Source organism: Massilia sp. MP_M2 (genome assembly GCF_039123635.1).
Lineage (GTDB): Bacteria > Pseudomonadota > Gammaproteobacteria > Burkholderiales > Burkholderiaceae_D > Telluria.
Window position 1 is genome coordinate 371547 of sequence record NZ_JBCHJF010000002.1, and the last position, 17594, is coordinate 389140.

Below are 17594 nucleotides of genomic sequence, written 5' to 3' on the forward strand. Positions count from 1 at the left end.
ACAAGGCCGATTGTCAGTACTGAAAATGGTATAGTTGGACATTCATCATCACCTTGCCAACATCCCACCGAATCAAGCGGAACGTGGTGCGGCGCCACTTATTTTTGAGGATACGACAGATGAGCATGAACGATTACGCGGACCGGATCAGCCAGGCGATTCTTGCAGAAGAGTCGGGGATTGGTGCAGAGTGGCTCTCCCAGCTGGAGTCGATCACCGTGCGCAGCAGCGGCGCGGCGCGCGAGCAGTTGCGCGCGCATTGCCAGCAGCTGCTCAAGGCGTTCGCTGTCGCGACCCGCAGCGGTGAACTCGATAATATCGAGCACCGTTCGTGGGACGAGGTGCGTGACCTGCTCAGCGAAATCTCGGCCACCCGCGCCAAGGCCGGCTCCACCCCGGCCGAAACGGCAACGCTGGTGTTTTCGCTCAAGCAGCCGCTGTTTGCGCGCCTGCGCGAGGTGTTCGATACCGATGCCGAAGGCCTGGCCATTGCATCCTGGACCGTCAATACACTGATCGACAAGCTGGGCCTGTTTACGATCGAAGTGTTCCAGAAAACGAAGGACCAGATCATCGTGCGCCAGCAGCAGGAGCTGCTCGAGCTGTCCACGCCCGTGGTCAAGCTGTGGAACGGCATCCTGGCGCTGCCGCTGATCGGTACCCTCGATTCGGCGCGCACCCAGGTGGTGATGGAAAACATCCTGCAAAAGATCGTCGACACCGGTGCCATGATCGCCATCATCGACATCACCGGCGTGCCGACCGTCGACACGCTCGTTGCCCAGCACCTGATGAAAACGATCGCCGCGGCCCGCCTGATGGGCGCCGACTGCATCATCAGCGGCATCCGGCCGCAGATCGCGCAAACCATCGTGCACCTTGGTGTGAATCTGGAAGACGTGATCACCAAGGCCACGCTGGCCGACGCCTTCCTGGTCGCGCTCGAGCGCACCGGCGCGTCGATCATGATCAAGAACGCAGCCTGAGGCGATCGCTATGGAACGTATCCCGATCCTGCGCATGGGCGACCTGTTGCTGGTGACGATCCAGGTCGACATGCATGACCGCCTGGCGATGCAGCTGCAGGACGACCTGACCCAGCGTATCGTGAGCGACAGCGCCAAGGGCGTCCTGATCGACATCTCAGCGCTCGACCTAGTCGACTCCTTCATTGGCCGCATGATCAGCAACACCGCCGCCATGGCGCGCGTGCTCGACGCACGCACCGTGGTGGTGGGCATGCAGCCGGCGGTCGCGATCACGCTCGTCGAACTCGGATTGACTCTGCATGGCGTTCAGACGGCGCTCAATGTCGAGAAGGGCATGGCCCTGCTCGGAAAGAGCTATCGATAATGGTCGACGCGCAAACCCGGACGGTGCTGTTCGAGACACCGTTGCTGGAGCATCGCCGCGCCCAGCGCACCGGCCGCGTGACCTTGCGCCTGCGTACCGATGAAGACGTGGTGGGCGTGCGCAAGCAGGTGCGCGAGCGCGCAGTGGCGATCGGCCTGTCGCTGATCGACCAGACCAAGCTGGTAACGGCGGCGAGTGAACTGGCACGTAACACCATCAAATACGGCGGCGGCGGCGAGGTGCATCTCGATGCCTTCGGCGACGGCGCACGCCTAGGCATCGGCTTGTTGTTCATCGACGACGGCCAGGGCATTTCGGACATCGAGAGCGCACTGCGTGACGGTTTCACCACCGGCGGCGGCCTGGGCCTCGGCCTGGGCGGCTCCAAGCGGCTGGTCGACGAGTTCGACATCGACAGCCGTCCGAAGGAGGGCACCGCGGTGCTGATTATCAAATGGAAACGCTGATCAGTTCGCAGTCGTCGCACTTCGTCTTCAACCTGACCCATGCCAGCGATGTCGCGGCCGTGCGCCGCGCCGGCCAGAAGGTGGCCGACTCGCTGGGCTTCAATGAAGTCAAGGCTGGCCAGCTGGCCCTGATCATCACCGAAGCGGCGACCAATATCCTCAAGCACGCCGGCGAAGGCGCCATGCACGTCGGTCCGGCGCAGTCGCCGGCCGGCATCGGCGTGGACGTGCTGGCGCTCGACAAGGGCCCCGGCATTGCCGACATCGACAACTGCCTGCTCGATGGCGTCTCGAGCGCCGGTACTGCCGGCACGGGCCTGGGCGCGCTGCTGCGCCTGTCCGACGAATTCGACGTGTACACGAAGCGCGGCGAGGGCTCTGCGTTCTTCATGCGCCTGTGGCGCGATGAACCGGCCCCGCATCCGCGCGGCGTGGAAGTGGGCGCGCTGTGGGCGCCGATCGCCGGCGAGGACGAGTGCGGCGACGGCTGGGCCGTCTCGTGCGGCGATGATGGCGCCACCATCCTGGCGTCCGATGGCCTGGGTCACGGCCCGAATGCAGCGACTGCCACGAATGCGGCGATCGATGCGCTGGCCCAGCGCGGCCCGGTCGGCGCCGGCGAGATGGTGCAGGCGGCGCACGAGGCCCTGCGCGGCACGCGCGGCGCGGCGCTGGCGGCGGCGCGCATCGATTTCTACAACGACGAACTGACGTTTGCCGGCGTGGGCAATATCGCCGGCGTGGTGATCGACAACGACCGGCGCGCGCTGGTCTCGCACAACGGCATCGTCGGCGCCAATCTGCGCAAGGTGCAGGAGTTCACGGTGCCGTTCCCGGCCGGCGCGTTGTGCATCCTGTGCTCGGACGGCATCCAGACCCAGTGGGATCTGAAAAAATATCCGGGCCTGCACGGGCGCGCACCGGCGCTGATCGCGGCCGTGCTGATGCGCGACTTCATTCGCGGGCGCGACGACGCGATGGTCGTCGTCGTGCGTCGTGTAGCGAGCCTCGCATGACATCGCAGCGCATCCTCGGCGTGGGCCTGGACAGCGAGCAGGATGTGGTGCTGGTGCGCCAGCGCGCGCGCCAGATCTCGGCCTTGCTGGGACTCTCGCAGCAGGACCAGGTGCGGGTCGGCACGGCGGTGTCCGAGGTGGCGCGCGGCGCCAGCTCCCAGGGTCCCGGCGGGCGCGCCGTGTTCCAGCTATGCGAACGCGACGGGCGCCAGCATCTCGAAATTCTGGTCAGCGCCGGGCGGCCCCGCAATGGCCGCTCGAGCGACCCGACGTTTGGCGACATCGGCCCCGAGTCGCTGCGCGAACTGGCGATCGTCACCGCGCATCGCCTGATGGACGCGTGCGAAATTGACCCCGGTGAAGCTGGTGCGGCCAAGGTCACGGTGCGCAAGGCGCTGCCGGCGCACGAGCGCATCACGCCTCTGCGCCTCGCCGAAATCGGCGTGCGCCTGGCCGACAGCCCGGACGCGAGTCCCCTGCACGAGCTGCAGTTGCAGAACCAGGAGCTGCTCTCCACACTGGCCGAGCTGCGCGAGCGCCAGGAAGACCTGATGTCGCTCACGCGCGAACTCGAAGACACCAACCGCGGCATCGTGGCGCTGTACGCCGAGATCGAGGACAAGGCCGAGCGCCTGCGCCGCGCCGACGAAATGAAGTCGCGCTTCCTGTCCAACACGAGCCACGAGCTGCGCACGCCGCTGTCGTCGATCCGCGCGCTGGCCCAGTTGCTGCTCAACCGGATGGACGGCGACCTGACCGAAGAGCAGGAGCGCCAGGTGAGCTTCATCGCCACTGCGGCCAATGATTTGTCCGAGCTGGTCAATGACTTGCTCGACCTGGCCAAGATCGAAGCTGGGCGGGTGCGGGTAGAGGTCGAACCGGTGATGGTCGAGAACCTGTTCCGTGCGCTCAAGGGCATGCTGCGCCCGTTGGTGGATGAGGCGCGCGTCGAACTGGTGTTCGAGCCGTCCGGCGTGCAGGTGCCCTTGCTCTCGGACGAAGGCAAGATTTCGCAAATCCTGCGCAACTTCATTTCGAACGCGCTGAAATTCACCGAGCAGGGTTCGGTGCTGGTGTACGCCGCGCACGACCCCGAGGCAGACACGATCGCGTTCGCCGTGGCCGACACCGGCATCGGCATCAGCCACGAGAACCTGCAACTCATTTTTGAAGAATTCAGCCAGATCGAGCATCCGCTGCAACGGCGCAGCAAGGGTACCGGCCTCGGTCTGCCCCTGTGCCGCAAGCTGGCCGAACTGCTCGGGGGGCGGGTCGACGTGGCCAGCACCGTCGGTGTCGGTACCACCTTTACCCTGACCCTGCCGCGCAGCCTGGCGCCGACGCTGCCAGCATTTGACCCCACACGATCATGAATTCCTATCGTACCCAGATTCTCAACGTTGACGACAACGACGGCGCGCGCTACGCCAAGACCCGCATCCTGCAAAGCGCCGGCTTCGAGGTGCTGGAAGCGGCCAACGGCACCGACGCGCTGGAGATCGTGCGCAAGACCTTGCCGGCGCTCGTGCTGCTCGACGTGAAGCTGCCCGACATCAACGGCATCGAAGTGTGCCGCCGCATCAAGGCCGAATCCGAGATCAGCACGGTGCTGGTGCTGCAGACCTCGGCCGCACTGACGGGCCGGGCTGACAAGATCCGCGGCCTGGAAGGCGGCGCCGACAACTACCTGGCCGCGCCGATCGAGGCCGATGAACTGATCGCCAACGTCAACGCGCTGCTGCGCATGCGCCAGATCCAGGTCGACCTGCGCGACAGCGAAGAGCGCTTCCGCCAGCTGACCGACAATATCGACGACGTGTTCTGGATGTTCTCGGTGCCGGCGCGCGAGGTGGTCTATGTCAGCCCGGCCTACGCCACCGTGTGGGGCCGCTGCGCCGAAGCGCTGGGCCAGCAGCCCGACGACTGGCTGGCCGCCGTGCACCAGGACGACCGTGCACGCATGGCGGCGCGCTGGGAACGCGTGGCGTTCGAAGCCCACTACGACGACGAGTTCCGCATCTCCGGCGCCGACGGGCAGGTGCGCTGGGTGCGCGACCGCGTGTTCCCGGTGCGCGATGCACGCGGCCAGGTGGTGCGGGTGGCGCGCGTCACCAGCGACATTACGGGCCGGCGCGAAATGGAAGCACTGCTGCGCGCCGCCGACAGCAACAAGAACCAGTTTTTGGCCACGCTCGCGCACGAGCTGCGCAATCCCCTGAGTCCGATCCGCAACGCGGCCGCGCTGCTCGGCGCCATTGGTGACGGGGCGGCCGAGCGCCAGGCGCACGCACGCGACGTGATCACGCGCCAGGTCGACCACCTGGCGCACCTGGTCGACGACCTGCTGGACGTGGCCCGCATCTCCGAAGGAAAAATCGTGCTGCGCAATGAAGAAGTCGACATCAATGGCGTGATCGCCCAGGCCATCGAGACCGCGGCGCCGCTGATCGGCGCGCGCGGGCACCACCTGAGCGTCGAGCAGCCGGACCACCAGATCTGGGTCTTGGGCGACCCGGTGCGCCTGGCCCAGTCGGTCGGCAACCTGCTGCACAACGCCGCCAAGTTCACGCCCACCGGCGGCGCGATTCACCTGGCCGTGCGCGTGACCGCGGGTGAAAACGGACCTGCGCGCGTGTGCATTTCGGTGCGCGACAACGGCATCGGCATCGCCAGGGACAACCTGCCGCGCATTTTCGGCATGTTCACCCAGGTCGAGGTGCCGCCGGACCGCGCGCCGGAAGGTCTGGGCATCGGCTTGTCCCTGGTGTCGCACCTGCTCGAACTGCACGGCGGCCATCTGTCGGCCACCAGCGAGGGCATCGGCCTGGGCAGCACGTTCACGGTCGACCTGCCGCTGCTGCACATCAGTGCCGGCGAAGGCGGCGTTGCAGCGCCATCGTCCGCATCCGAAGCGCAGAGCGGCGGCATGCGCGTGCTGCTGGTGGACGACAATGTCGATGCGATGGAAATGATGGGTTTTTTGCTGGCCGAGATGGGCTACGAAGCGCACACCACGGCCGACGCGAACGAGATCGAAGAGCTGGCCGCACGCCACGATCCGCACGTGATCGTGCTCGATATCGGCTTGCCGGGCGTAGATGGCTATCAGGTGGCGCGCCGCATCAAGAGCAATCCGCAACTGGCGCATATCCGGCTGGTGGCGCATACCGGCTACGGCTCGCCGGAAGACCGGCGCCGCGCGCACGAGGCCGGGTTCGATGCGCACCTGGTCAAGCCGGCCGAGTTGTCGGATCTGGAAGCGGCGTTGCGGGGATAATCCGGTGCGGGTTCAGGCCAGCAGAGCGACCGCCTTCACCTGCGCCCACAACGCACAGCCAGGTTCGATCGCCAGTTCGCGCCGCGAACGCTCGGTGATCCGCGCCAGCAGCGCCGTTTCACCGACCAGCAAGCGCACCAGCACCTGACCGGGCGATGCGCCCGGCCCGACCGCATCGACCCGCGCCGGCAGGATATTCGTGATGCTGCTGCCGCGTGGTCGTTCCAGCGCCAGGCTCACATCGCGTGCATGGATGCGGCAGCGCACCAGGGTGCCGATGGCGACGTCACGCTGGCCCACCAGCAGCACGCCGCCAGCGAATGCCAGGTGCGACAGGCCATCGGCGTCGTGGGTTTGCAGCGTCGTCTCGATCATCACGCCGGCATCGTCCTGGAAATTGGCCGCCAGGTCCAGGCGCGCGAGCGTCGCGGCCAACGGGCCGCTGGCCAGCACCCGGCCTTCCTCCAGCACTACCAGATAATCGGCCAGGCGCGCCACTTCGTCGGCCGCGTGGCTGACGTAGACGACCGGCAGCGCCAGTTCGTCGTGCAGGCGTTCCAGATAGGGCAGGATCTCGAGTTTGCGCCGCATGTCGAGCGCGGCGAGCGGTTCGTCCATCAGCAGCAGGCGCGGCGAGGCAAGCAGCGTGCGCGCGATGGCCGTGCGCTGGCGCTCTCCGCCCGATAGCGTGGCCGGGCGCGCATCCAGCAGGCGTTCGATGCCGAGCAGTTCGGCCACCGTCATCAGGTCGAATTGGCGCTCGGCCGGTTTGAGGCGTTTGCGCCCGAATTCCAGATTAGCGCGCACGGAGAGGTGCGGGAACAGGCTCGCTTCCTGGAACACGTAGCCGATGCCGCGTTCGTGGGTCGGCACGAACGCCTTGCGTGCATCGTCCTGCCATACTTCGTCGCCCAGCGCGACGCGGGCGCCGGGCACGCGCTCGAGGCCCGCCAGCACGCGCAGCACCGTGGTCTTGCCGGAGCCGGAATGCCCGAACAGCGCGGTCACGCCGCGCCCGGGCAGGGCCAGATCGACATCGAGATTGAATGCACCGCGCTCGATGCGGCATGCAACCGAGATGGACGTCATCGCTGCGTCCCCCGCATTGACTGGGGATACAGCGTGTACAAGGTGAGCAGCACGACAAAGCTGAACACCAGCATGCCGCCGGCGAGCCAGTGCGCCTGCGCGTATTCCATCGCTTCGACGTGATCATAGATCTGCGTGGAGACGACGCGCGTCCTGTCCGGGATATTCCCGCCGATCATGAGCACGACGCCGAATTCGCCGATCGTGTGCGCGAAGCCCAGGATCGCGCCGGTGACGAAGCCGGGGCGTGCCAGCGGCACGACCACGGACCAGAAGGTGTCCCACGGCCCTGCGCGCAGCGTGGCGGCCACTTCGAGCGGGCGCTCACCAATGGCCTCGAAGGCATTCTGCAAGGGCTGCACGACGAACGGCAGCGAATAGAACACCGATGCGATCACGAGGCCCGTGAAGGTGAAGGCGAGCGTGCCCATACCCAGCGCGCCGGTGAGTTGCCCGAGCGGGCCGTTCGGCCCCATCGCCAGCAGCAGGTAAAAGCCGATCACGGTCGGTGGCAGCACGAGGGGCAGGGCGACGAGCGCGCCGACGACGCGCTTGGCGCGCGAGCGGGTGCGCGCGAGCCACCATGCCAGCGGTGTGCCGAACAGCATCAGCAGCAGCGTGACGAGGGTCGCGAGCTTGAGCGTCAGCCAGATCGCGGCGAAGTCGGACGCGTCGAGCATGTGTCTAGACTTCGTAGCCGTAGGCGCGGATCAGCGCCTTGGCCTTGTCGGTGCGCAGATAGTCCAGCAGCGCCTGCGCGGCCGGGTTCTTCGCGCCGCGGGTCAGCAGCGCGGCATCCTGGCGGATCGGCGCGTGCATCGCTGCGGGGACGATCCAGCCCGAGCCGGCGGTGAATCTGCCATCGCGCCAGACCTGCGCCTGCGCCACGAAGCCCAGTTCGGCGTTGCCGGTGCTGGCGAACTGCCAGGCTTGCGCGATGTTTTCGCCCTGCACCAGGCGCGGCTGCAGGCGGGCGGTCAAGCCCAGCTTGTCGATGACGGCCACTGCCGCCGCACCGTACGGGGCCGTCTTCGGATTGGCGATGGCGAGGTGCCTGAAGTCACCCGTCTTGAGCACGGCGCCGCCCGCATCGACGTAATGTGCTTTGGCCGACCACAGCACGAGACGGCCGATCGCGTAGGTGAAGCGGCTTTTGGCGACGGCATGGCCTTCCGCTTCCAGTCTGGCGGGCGTTTCGTCATCGGCCGACAGCAGCACCTCGAACGGCGCGCCGTTGCGGATCTGCGCGTAGAATTTGCCGGTTGCGCCACTGGCGACGACGGCCTTGTGGCCGGTATCCTTCTGAAACTGTTCGGCCAACTTTTCCATCGGGCCGGCGAAATTGGCGGCCACCGCCACCTGGACTTCGCCAGCATGGGCTGGCCCCAGGCAGGCCACCACGGCAAGCAGGCTGGCAAGGCGTTTCATGTCATCTCCGGATCGTAAAAGGCGCTATAGTCGAAAGTATATAACGGATTGCGGAGTGCACATGGATGACAGGAACATCGCTCTCGACGGCAAGGTCTGGATGACGGTCGGTGGCGAGCAACTCGGCGGCACGAACCGGGTCGGCTTGCTGGCGGCGCTTGCGCAATGCGGGTCGATCACCGCAGCCGCGAAACAGGTCGGGTTGAGCTACAAGGCGGCATGGGATGCGATCGACACGATGAACAACCTGGCCGGCGAGCCGCTCGTGCAACGCTCGACGGGCGGCAAGGGCGGCGGCGGCACGCGCCTGACGGCGCGCGGTGCGCAACTGGTCGAAAATTTCACCATGATCGAGCAACTGCACCATGATTTTCTGGCGCGGCTCAATCGGCAGGCGGGCGGCGTGGCCGACGATGCCGCACTCTTCACGAGGTTCAAGATGCGAACGAGCGCGCGCAATCAGTTCTTCGGCACCGTGACGCGCGTCGCGGCGGGTGCGGTCAATGACGAGGTCGAACTGGCGATCGCAGGCGGACAGAAGATCGTCGCGATCGTCACGCGCGAGAGCGCCGAACATCTGGCGCTGGCACCGGGCCGACAGGTGTTTGCACTGATCAAGTCGTCGTCGGTGATCGTCATGACGGCGGGCGAGGGCGTGCGATTGTCGGCGCGCAATCAGCTGGCCGGCACCGTCGCGCGCCTGACGCGCGGCGCGGTCAATGCCGAGGTCGTGATTGCCCTCGGCGACGGCGGTACCGTGGCAGCGACCGTGACCAACGAGAGTGTCGATACGCTGGCGCTGGCGGAAGGCGGGGCCGCAACCGCCTTGTTCAAGGCATCGAGCGTGATTCTAGGGGTGCCCGAATAAACGGTGGTAATGTAGCTTTTTTCAAACCCACAGAAAGGCGATCATGTTCAAGCGAATGGCGGCAGAAGCACTCGGCATCAGCGATATCGGCGTCATCGTCGGCCCGGCCGACTACGGCAACGTCGATGCGGATGACTACCTGTTTACCGAAGACGGCGAGCAGATCTTCTTTCTCATCAAAAGCAAGAAAGACGAATACTGCTTTACCAATCTTGGCCTGATCCATGTGGATGGCGATTCCGCCATCTCGTCGAAGCGCTCGATCAAGCGCTACGATTATGCGTCGCACCAGATTACCGGCGTCACCATCGAAACGGCCGGTACGCTCGATATGGATATCGAGCTCAAATTCAATCTGGACGACACCAAGTTCTCCATCGACGTCAAGAAAACGTTCATCGAACAGCTCAAGGACATCTATAAGGCCCTGATCTCGATCGGCAAACAGCAGCAACGCGATGCGGTTTGCCGCGGCAACGCGCTGCGTACGCTGGATGCCACTGCATCGGTGCACAAGCTCAATATCGCGCCAGGCGCTGGTGGCTTGGTCAGCCAGTTCGATGAATTGCTGACGGCCTTGAATACGGCGATGCTCGATACCTATACCAAGCGCGATTTCAGCGACGTGTACGCCAAGTACATTCATAACTGATCGGTGGGCTGGGGGGGGGGCGGACCTCGCAGGTTCGCCACTGACCCTTAGCCGGAATAATGCGCTCGATGGTTATTGGTCAATTGGTAAACTGCGCTCTTTGGCCGATGAGCATGGTCAGGCTACGGTATTGCTTGACATGCTGACGTCCATTGCGCAGCCGTCGTCTTCCGACATCGCACCTTCGATGGCGCACTGTTAGCGCCTACTTGCGAGGTTGGCAAAGCTCTCGCGTATTGCCCTTGAAGAAATCGCGGTAGCACGTATCGCTATTGATGTCGCACCACCACCCTGGCCCAGGGCAACTTACTACAAGCGGCAATGGGGTGATCAGTTTAACGTGACCGTGATCATCGATTCGGGCGGCAGGGCCACTGGTATGGGGCATCAGGCCGGCTATTGCCGGTCGCACGATCCCGCCCGCGAAGGCCAAGCGATTCGTCCAGCAGACGGCTGACTGCTTCGGACCGACAGCCCTCTGTGGAAACAGTCTGTGACTTTTCCAGCTCGGCAACCTGATATGCTGGTGCCGACCGGCTCAAGAGGCCAAGGTCAATGTGAATGAAAAAATGCCAGGCAAGAACATGACGCATGTAGTCAAGATGGGCATCGCGAGCAGCGTAATGATGCCAAACTTAGTCTTCACGGAGCATGGATTTGAATCTTGAAACGAAATGGTGGTTCATTGGCTCGGTCTACTTCGTCACTGCTCTTACTGCCATTCCATTACTGATCGGCGCTGGCACGTGGCCAATCACCGGATTTGCTCAAGGGCTGGTCTGCCTTATGTGTTTTCTTACCCTCAACCGTCTCTTTTCCGCTATAGCACGGGTTATCGTCGTAGTCGCGTTTCCGTCAAAAAAATGGCAATAAACGTAGCGATCAACAGCTCCGGATCAGGACACGTGTCGAACAGTCTGTGAATTTTTCGATCCAGTAAGCGATTAAGCTGTTACGAACGGCCGAGTTCGGCCTAAGCAGACATGGGCGAACAACCACCCATGCTGCCCAAGAGACCAAAGGAAGAAGTATGCTAACCGACCTGATCTTGAATATTCTCGCTCCAATCAGTGCAAAACGCTATCCAGTCGTACGCACAGCGTTGTGGCTGATAGTCGCTGTCTTCGTATTCCTCTTGATTTACGGTGTACTTGCTCCTTGAACGTCACCAGGGCAACTTGCACTTGGCTTCACTTGCCGCGGTACCTGAACTGCGTCGCAAGCGCAGTTTTAGTCGAGATGCGTACCGTTACGTATCGTTGGACGCACGAGGTTTCTCCACGTGCCCATCAATCGCGTTAACCAACCGATCCACATTATGCAAACACCAAGCATTTCTCCCACCAAACCCAGTCACAAGGCCGGGATTGGACTTCTTTTAGGACTGGCTTGCGGAACCGGAATTGCCTGGCTTGCCGGTGCAAGTTCCATAATAGGGGCAGGACCGGGCATGTTCGCAGGCGCCGTCATCGGAGCTTGTATAGACAAAGAACTGCCCGTACGCAGCCGTATTGCATTGGCAGGTTTTGCAGTGGCTTTGATTATGGCAGCGTTGGTTGGCGCTACGATGTGACTGCCAGGCTCGTTGAACGAGGCCAAGACAAGACTTCAGTCGGCCACAAGGGTACGATCAGGCAAATGTAAACGCTAGGGAAGCACTGATTTATTCTAGGGGATGGAATTGGCAGTTGAAAAAGTCAGCCTGCAAGGCGCAAAATCGAAGCAATAGCGAGCTATTGCGAGAATTTGCAACGCCGCAGGATGGCTTTTTTCAACGCCAAGTCCGCCGCCATGAATTAATCAGTGCTTCCCTAGGGCGCCATGAGCACAGAATCATGGAAGAATAATCTCGATGAGGTTCGTGAGCATTACCTGAACGGGCTACAGGGGGCAGTAGCGAAGTTCAAGCGAGAGTATCCACATGCTGCTACCGATTTATTGCTGGAAGTGGGTAGCAGCTCCGCCGACGCGGCCGGCCTGTATCGAATGGATATGGCCGCGAACGTAGATGGAAAATTTAAGATGCGAGAATGTAGTCTCTTAAACTATCTAAATTTCTCCCCTGCATCCTTCAAGCCTTTTCAGGATGTATCACTGAAACTTTCGCTGTTCGCCTGGAACGGCGTCGATATCCCCGTTGACGCAACTGTTCCTTCGACACGTTTGGAGTAATGGACGCTGCGCTGGTTATATGTCGACCGCGATAGTGATGAAGTCCGATCTGACTGAACAAGGCTGCTTTGGGTCAGGTCCGGCCCTTCGTGACAGTCCGTGAACTTTTCAGCTTGGCAAGCTGCTATGCTGCGCCAACCGCCGAGATTTGGAAAAAAGCAGACTCTTTACCACGTGGCGCGATCTAATATCTTTTCAAAATCAAGGTGCTAAATGTTTTTTGTAGCTTTCTTCCTTTTCGTGTCGGGCGCTGCCCTGCTTTTGTTCGGCTTCAAAAAAAATAACCGAGGCTTGCTTACCGTGGCAGCCTTTCTATGGCTCGCATCAGGCGCATTGGAAGGAGCTTCCAACGGGTTTATTAAGGGATTTAACAGCTCAGCGTCGGGAGTTGCATCTATGCCTTCCCGCTAGCTAAGCTAGACCGTTGAGACGCAGTCAAGCCCGCTTCGGGTCGGTTCCGGCCTGTCGCTGCACGCGGCATCTTCACTTCGTAACCTGCTATGCTCGCTTGAACGGCTGGGTTCGGCCAGAAGCGTTCTCTCCTGTGCTTGTATTTAGTTGACTAGGCACTATGTACCGGTCATGCTAAAAAACCAACTTAATTGGAAGAGGCCATTGTTTTTCGCACTTTTGCCAATCTTTCTAGTGATGATTTTTCTTGGCTTTCCTATGCCAGCAGCCCCGCCGCCAGCTACCAAGCCGGCTCAAGAGCAGACTGTCGCTGTGAAATAGAAAAAAACACATTGGATTAATTCCCGAAGCAGATCAACGTAGCGGCACGTCTGAGCCTTTATGACCAATTGAAGGAATTGAGTTGAACAGGCGTCGTGTGCTTTCAGCTAACTGCGCCTCTCATGCACGCGTTTTGGCGTAATGCCATGACGCGGGTGCCCAAAGAATGAGGGGAAATCATCCTAATCAACACGTTGCTCCCCTATCATAAAGCTCGCCGCTCTCGGCTGAAATGGCGCTTAGTGGAAAAAGGTGTGAAAGGTGTGTGTAGCGATCTGGCATCGAAGGGGTTTCTTGCGGTGTGCCCACGCCGGTACTTTAGAACTCTCCCCAGTCCCCTTGGGCAGATGCAACGTCTTTAAGGGGCGCCGCCACCCGTCCTGATGGCGCGATGACCGAACCTGCAAATCGCCGTGACGGTTTCAGTGCGCGCCGCACTGAAACCGTCAGCTTGGCCGATGTCGTGCTGGTCGCTGCCAGCGCCGAACCAGGCGCCAGCTTGAACATGCTCACGGTGCGAGCCAATCGCACTGATTGCTCGCGTAGCGCCTGGGAGGCTGCGGCTGCCTGTTCGACGAGGGCGGCATTTTGCTGCGTCACTCCGTCCATTTCGCCGATGACCTGATTGATCTGTCCAATGCCCGCTTCTTGTTCCACGCCGGCGGCTTCTATTTCCGCCATGATGGCGGTGACCGAATTTACGCTGGCGACAATTTCAGTCATGGTTGCGCCTGCTTGGTCGACCAGCTGTCCGCCGATTGCAACTTGTGCTACGGAGTCCCCAATTAATTCCTTGATTTCGCGTGCGGCGCCGGCCGAGCGCTGCGCCAAGTTGCGCACCTCGGCGGCGACGACTGCAAACCCGCTTCCCTGCTCGCCAACGCGCGCGGCCTCGACTGCGGCATTCAGTGCCAGGATGTTTGTCTGAAAGGCAATGCCGTCGATTAGGGCAATAATATCGACGATCTTACGCGAGGAGGTATCAATCGAGCCCATCGTGCGCACCACCTGGCTAACCACCTCTCCTCCTTTGAGCGCCACCGCCGCCGATGTTCTTTCCAGCTCATCAGCTTGGCGGGCATTGTTGCCGTTATGCTTAACGGTTGACGTGAGTTCCTCCATCGAGGAGGCGGTTTCCTCCAGCGACGCGGCCTGCTGCTCGGTGCGTGCCGACAGGTCCACGTTGCCACTGGCGATTTCACCTGAGGCCACCGCGATGGAGTCGGTTGCCTGACGTATTTCGCTCACCGTTCTTGCGAGATTTTCTTGCATTTCACGCATTGAAAATAACAGGCTTTGCTCGTCACCTTGTAGCGTTGCAACTGACACGCTTAAATCGCCGCCAGCGATGGCGCGCACGATCCTGGCGGCGTACTCCGGCTCGCCACCGAGTTCACGATACACGCGCCGAATCAGCACGATACCGGCTCCGGCGGCGCCCAGCGCGCCCAGCCCGACGACGATCTCCATAATTGCACTCAGATGCGCATAACCGACAGTGGCTTGCTCGTATTCTTCCTTGGCCACATCGACTTGTAGTTTGCGCAGCATGTCAATACCGTTTGTTACCGGCAGCACCAATTGCTGAAATACCGTCTGTAAACTCTGCGCCTCTTCCTTCCTACCTTCGTGCAAGGCTACGACCATGGGAAGTAAAGCTCCCTTGGTTAATCGGGTCTGGTCAACGTTGAATTGATCGCCCAGCAGCTTCTCTTCCGGTGTGAGATAGGTGGCACGATAGTTTGCCCAAGTCGCGTCGATCTCTGCAGTGTTCTTGTTGATTTGCGCCAGTTTGGACTTGACCTTCGTCTCGCTTGGCTCGGCCAGGGCTTCGGCAAGCAAAAGGCGGTTGCCCACTAGCAGGCGATCGATGCGCGAGACTTGCTCCAACGCTACGGTACGGTCTTCGTAGACAGTCTTCAGGCCTTTGTTCGAGTTCCCCATTCCATATAATCCTAACCCCCCGACCAGGATCGACAGAGCGATCAACATTGCGATCATGATGCCAATACGAGCCTTTAGTGTCATTTTCATACAATTCACTTTTCCGTAAATACATTTTTAGTCAGCGTCCAACGCTACCTTGGTCCACTAGCTTGCCGCCGGCGTCGACTTTCTCGACAGAGTCGTTCATCAGTGTCTTGATTTCCTTCCATTGCTTGGCAGAGAAGGGGCAATAACGACGACTTCCATTGCAACAGAGCGTACATACTTTTTTTCGTAAGCCAATATAGGCCTGGTGTAGGATATTTCCTACATGTAAATTAATTTACGCTTAACTAAATGCACAGATGTTAGTGAAACTAGACGATCGCACAACTTTCGACCGTGCAAGGACGTCGGCTGCCGAGGTGATGTAGGAACAAGGGTAGCGGGTTACGCATATGCTTTGACGGGAGATGCTGGTCGTTCTACTGGGCTGGCAAAGATTCTTCAACCTGATCCGACCACTATCAGTCGTTGCGCGTCGAACCCATTGCTGGCTATCTACTGCTGACTTCAAGGTGCAGCTTCAGATCGCAGACGGAGACGAGGACGTCTGGTTCGATGCGACAGTTTTGTCACCGTTGTGACCGTCCGCTTCGGGTCGACAGTTGCCCGTCAAGATACTGGCTGACTTTTCCCATCCGGCAACCTGCTAAGATTACGCGACCGGCCGAGTTCGGCCAAGATCGGACATTTGGCCCCATCGTCCAAACAGACGCAGAAACAAACAGCTTTTTCGCCTATCGCCAGCGCACATCAGGGTTATGATTGCCCACGATAAATTATTTCCTCAATGCATGTTTTCGCGACTCGACTTCGGTCTTAAACTATTCGGCGCCCTGATCATCATCATTGTTGCCTGCCTCGCTACACTGCCCAGTGTTAGCAGTTATCAGGCGAACACTACCTTGCATGCACTTCAAGAGGGAGCGGCAAAGGAGCGCGCATACAACTTGGTGCTGAGCTTGCTAAAGGATGCTGAGACTGGTCAACGTGGCTTCCTGATCGGCACTGACGAGAGCTTCTTGGAGCCATACAACATCGGCGTTGCAGGCATTCCCGTTGCGCTCGAAAATTTGCAGCGGCTCGCCAGTTCAGACCAGGAGCGGGCCCTGACGACTCGCATTGCCAGTTTAAGCCGAGCCAAAGTTCTGGAGATGGACCGCAGCATCCGCCTTAAAAGGGCTGGTGACAGCCAAGCGGCCGTCGACGCGGTGGCTAGCCAACGAGGCAAGCTTCTGATGGACGAGTTGCGCACCCTATTTGGCCGCCAGCTTCATGTGCTGGCCGAGCGTCGCAAAGTGCTGCGTGATGAACTGTTTACGACGCTGGGCTACAACTCGGCACTGGGTATTGGCGCCGCCATGGCCTGCCTTGTCGTGATCGTTGCAACGGTGCTCATCGTTACCAGGAGCTTGAACAAGCAAGCGGAAGCGGTTAACCAGTCGCAGTTACTAGCCGAGAGCAATGCGTTGCTGGCGAAGCAATCCGCCGTGCGAGCAGAGCGCCTATCGGTGGCAGCAGATATGCTGCACGCGTTAGACAGCGTTAAGGCGCCGTCCGAACTTGCCCGCATGCTACCGGTATTCCTTCGCAAACTACTACCGGACACGGCTGGGGCGGTATACCTCTACCGCAATTCGCGCGACGCACTCGAATTGAATGCGTCGTGGAACCTGACCGATAAGGCGACTCCTACCATCGCCCGCGATGAATGTTGGTGCCTGCGGCTGGGCAAAATGCATGTCGCTACGACGCAGCACGACCTTTTCTGCGATCACGGTGCGCCCTGGATAGGCAAGTATGCATCCCAGACGTGCGTCCCCATGATCTCTCAAGGCGATGTCGTGGGTGTTCTGATGGTCCTGGACGATCGGCGCGAAGAGAGCCCGAGCGACAGCATGCACATCATCGCGCTGGCCGAGCAGCTTAGCCTGGCAATAAGCAACGTCGTGCTGCGGGACACTCTACGCCACCAATCAACCGTCGATCCGCTCACCGGCCTGTATAACCGGCGCTTCTTCGACGAATCGCTCAAGCGCGAGCTGGCGCGCGCCCAACGCAGCCAGAGCGCCTGTTCGGTGGTGATGATTGACCTGGACCATTTCAAGCGCGTCAATGACACCTACGGCCATGAAGGCGGCGATCTGGTACTGAAGGCCGCCAGTCACGCGATCCAGCAACGGGTGCGCGCAAGCGACGTAGTGTGCCGCTACGGCGGAGAAGAACTGGTGCTGATGCTGCCTGACTGCAGTGCAGAAGAGGCTGAGAAGTGCGCCGAGGGGATCCGTTCGTCCCTTGCCGGCATCGCAATCCAGCACGCGGGACAAACAATTTCGGGCATTACAGCATCGTTCGGTGTAGCACAGTGGCCCGGTCATGGCAACGGCGAACGGGATCTAATATCTGCCGCTGACCGTGCTCTGTACGCGGCAAAGAAAGGTGGGCGCAACAAAGTGATGGTCGCTGAAGTTGTCACGCCGGCGCTGGAAGACACGTACCCCCAAAATGGGCGCGAGACCTCTTTAGGTGTGGACACAACGGTATAGGAGTA

The 17594-nt window shown here is 61.0% G+C and carries 15 protein-coding genes and 1 pseudogene; 11 read left to right on the forward strand and 5 right to left on the reverse strand.

Annotation, left to right across the window (positions count from 1 at the left end):
- The first annotated feature begins 119 nt into the window (after nt 1-119).
- Genes RCH14_RS06480 through RCH14_RS06505 form a run of 6 tightly spaced genes read left to right on the forward strand, consistent with a single transcriptional unit; the run spans nt 120 to nt 6113 of the window.
- Nucleotides 120-986 (forward strand): STAS domain-containing protein, encoded by an 867-nt coding sequence (locus tag RCH14_RS06480; RefSeq protein WP_343025328.1) that lies wholly within the window; start codon nt 120-122, stop codon nt 984-986.
- Between the two features lie 10 nt (nt 987-996).
- Nucleotides 997-1353, forward strand: coding sequence for an STAS domain-containing protein (locus RCH14_RS06485; RefSeq protein ID WP_183555342.1), 357 nt, complete (start codon nt 997-999; stop codon nt 1351-1353).
- Complete coding sequence (locus RCH14_RS06490) at nt 1353-1820, forward strand: anti-sigma regulatory factor (protein ID WP_343025329.1); 468 nt, start codon at nt 1353-1355, stop codon at nt 1818-1820. Before RCH14_RS06485 ends, RCH14_RS06490 begins: the two co-directional genes overlap by 1 nt.
- Nucleotides 1808-2836: an ATP-binding SpoIIE family protein phosphatase gene (locus tag RCH14_RS06495; RefSeq protein WP_343025330.1), complete on the forward strand. Its 1029-nt coding sequence runs from the start codon at nt 1808-1810 to the stop codon at nt 2834-2836. Before RCH14_RS06490 ends, RCH14_RS06495 begins: the two co-directional genes overlap by 13 nt.
- On the forward strand, nt 2833-4209 hold the full coding sequence (locus RCH14_RS06500) for a sensor histidine kinase (RefSeq protein ID WP_343025331.1): 1377 nt from the start codon (nt 2833-2835) through the stop codon (nt 4207-4209). The genes RCH14_RS06495 and RCH14_RS06500 overlap by 4 nt, the downstream gene beginning before the upstream one ends.
- A complete protein-coding gene (locus RCH14_RS06505) occupies nt 4206-6113 on the forward strand; it encodes a response regulator (protein ID WP_343025332.1) in 1908 nt (635 codons plus the stop codon). The genes RCH14_RS06500 and RCH14_RS06505 overlap by 4 nt, the downstream gene beginning before the upstream one ends.
- A gap of 12 nt (nt 6114-6125) precedes the next feature.
- On the opposite strand, the gene modC is transcribed toward RCH14_RS06505, so the two are convergent.
- Genes modC through modA form a run of 3 tightly spaced genes read right to left on the reverse strand, consistent with a single transcriptional unit; the run spans nt 6126 to nt 8630 of the window.
- The gene (gene modC, locus RCH14_RS06510; protein WP_343025333.1) at nt 6126-7202 is read right to left on the reverse strand and encodes a molybdenum ABC transporter ATP-binding protein; all 1077 of its coding nucleotides are present in this window, start codon (nt 7200-7202) and stop codon (nt 6126-6128) included.
- Nucleotides 7199-7882: a molybdate ABC transporter permease subunit gene (modB, locus tag RCH14_RS06515; RefSeq protein ID WP_343025334.1), complete on the reverse strand. Its 684-nt coding sequence runs from the start codon at nt 7880-7882 to the stop codon at nt 7199-7201. Before modB ends, modC begins: the two co-directional genes overlap by 4 nt.
- Nucleotides 7883-7886: 4 nt before the next feature.
- Complete coding sequence (gene modA / locus RCH14_RS06520; RefSeq protein WP_343025335.1) at nt 7887-8630, reverse strand: molybdate ABC transporter substrate-binding protein; 744 nt, start codon at nt 8628-8630, stop codon at nt 7887-7889.
- Between the two features lie 61 nt (nt 8631-8691).
- Between modA and RCH14_RS06525 the strand changes: the two genes are divergently transcribed.
- From RCH14_RS06525 to RCH14_RS06540, 4 genes are all read left to right on the forward strand, one after another.
- Nucleotides 8692-9498, forward strand: a complete 807-nt coding sequence (locus RCH14_RS06525; RefSeq protein WP_407070058.1) for a TOBE domain-containing protein — start codon at nt 8692-8694, stop codon at nt 9496-9498.
- A 43-nt stretch (nt 9499-9541) separates the two neighbouring features.
- The gene (locus RCH14_RS06530) at nt 9542-10150 is read left to right on the forward strand and encodes a PH domain-containing protein (protein WP_343025337.1); all 609 of its coding nucleotides are present in this window, start codon (nt 9542-9544) and stop codon (nt 10148-10150) included.
- A 1282-nt stretch (nt 10151-11432) separates the two neighbouring features.
- Nucleotides 11433-11723, forward strand: a complete 291-nt coding sequence (locus RCH14_RS06535) for a hypothetical protein (RefSeq protein ID WP_343025338.1) — start codon at nt 11433-11435, stop codon at nt 11721-11723.
- A 248-nt stretch (nt 11724-11971) separates the two neighbouring features.
- Nucleotides 11972-12322 carry a hypothetical protein gene (locus tag RCH14_RS06540; protein ID WP_343025339.1) on the forward strand — a complete coding sequence of 117 codons (351 nt, stop codon included), beginning with the start codon at nt 11972-11974 and terminating at the stop codon, nt 12320-12322.
- Between the two features lie 1050 nt (nt 12323-13372).
- Here RCH14_RS06540 and RCH14_RS06545 read toward each other — a convergent pair.
- Nucleotides 13373-15088 carry a methyl-accepting chemotaxis protein gene (locus tag RCH14_RS06545; protein WP_343025340.1) on the reverse strand — a complete coding sequence of 572 codons (1716 nt, stop codon included), beginning with the start codon at nt 15086-15088 and terminating at the stop codon, nt 13373-13375.
- A 49-nt stretch (nt 15089-15137) separates the two neighbouring features.
- Nucleotides 15138-15221 (reverse strand): annotated as a pseudogene (locus tag RCH14_RS24040) (methyl-accepting chemotaxis protein); the annotation flags it as partial.
- 583 nt (nt 15222-15804) lie between these two features.
- Here RCH14_RS24040 and RCH14_RS06550 point away from each other — a divergent pair.
- Nucleotides 15805-17589, forward strand: coding sequence for a diguanylate cyclase (locus RCH14_RS06550; protein ID WP_343025341.1), 1785 nt, complete (start codon nt 15805-15807; stop codon nt 17587-17589).
- Nucleotides 17590-17594 lie beyond the last annotated feature (5 nt).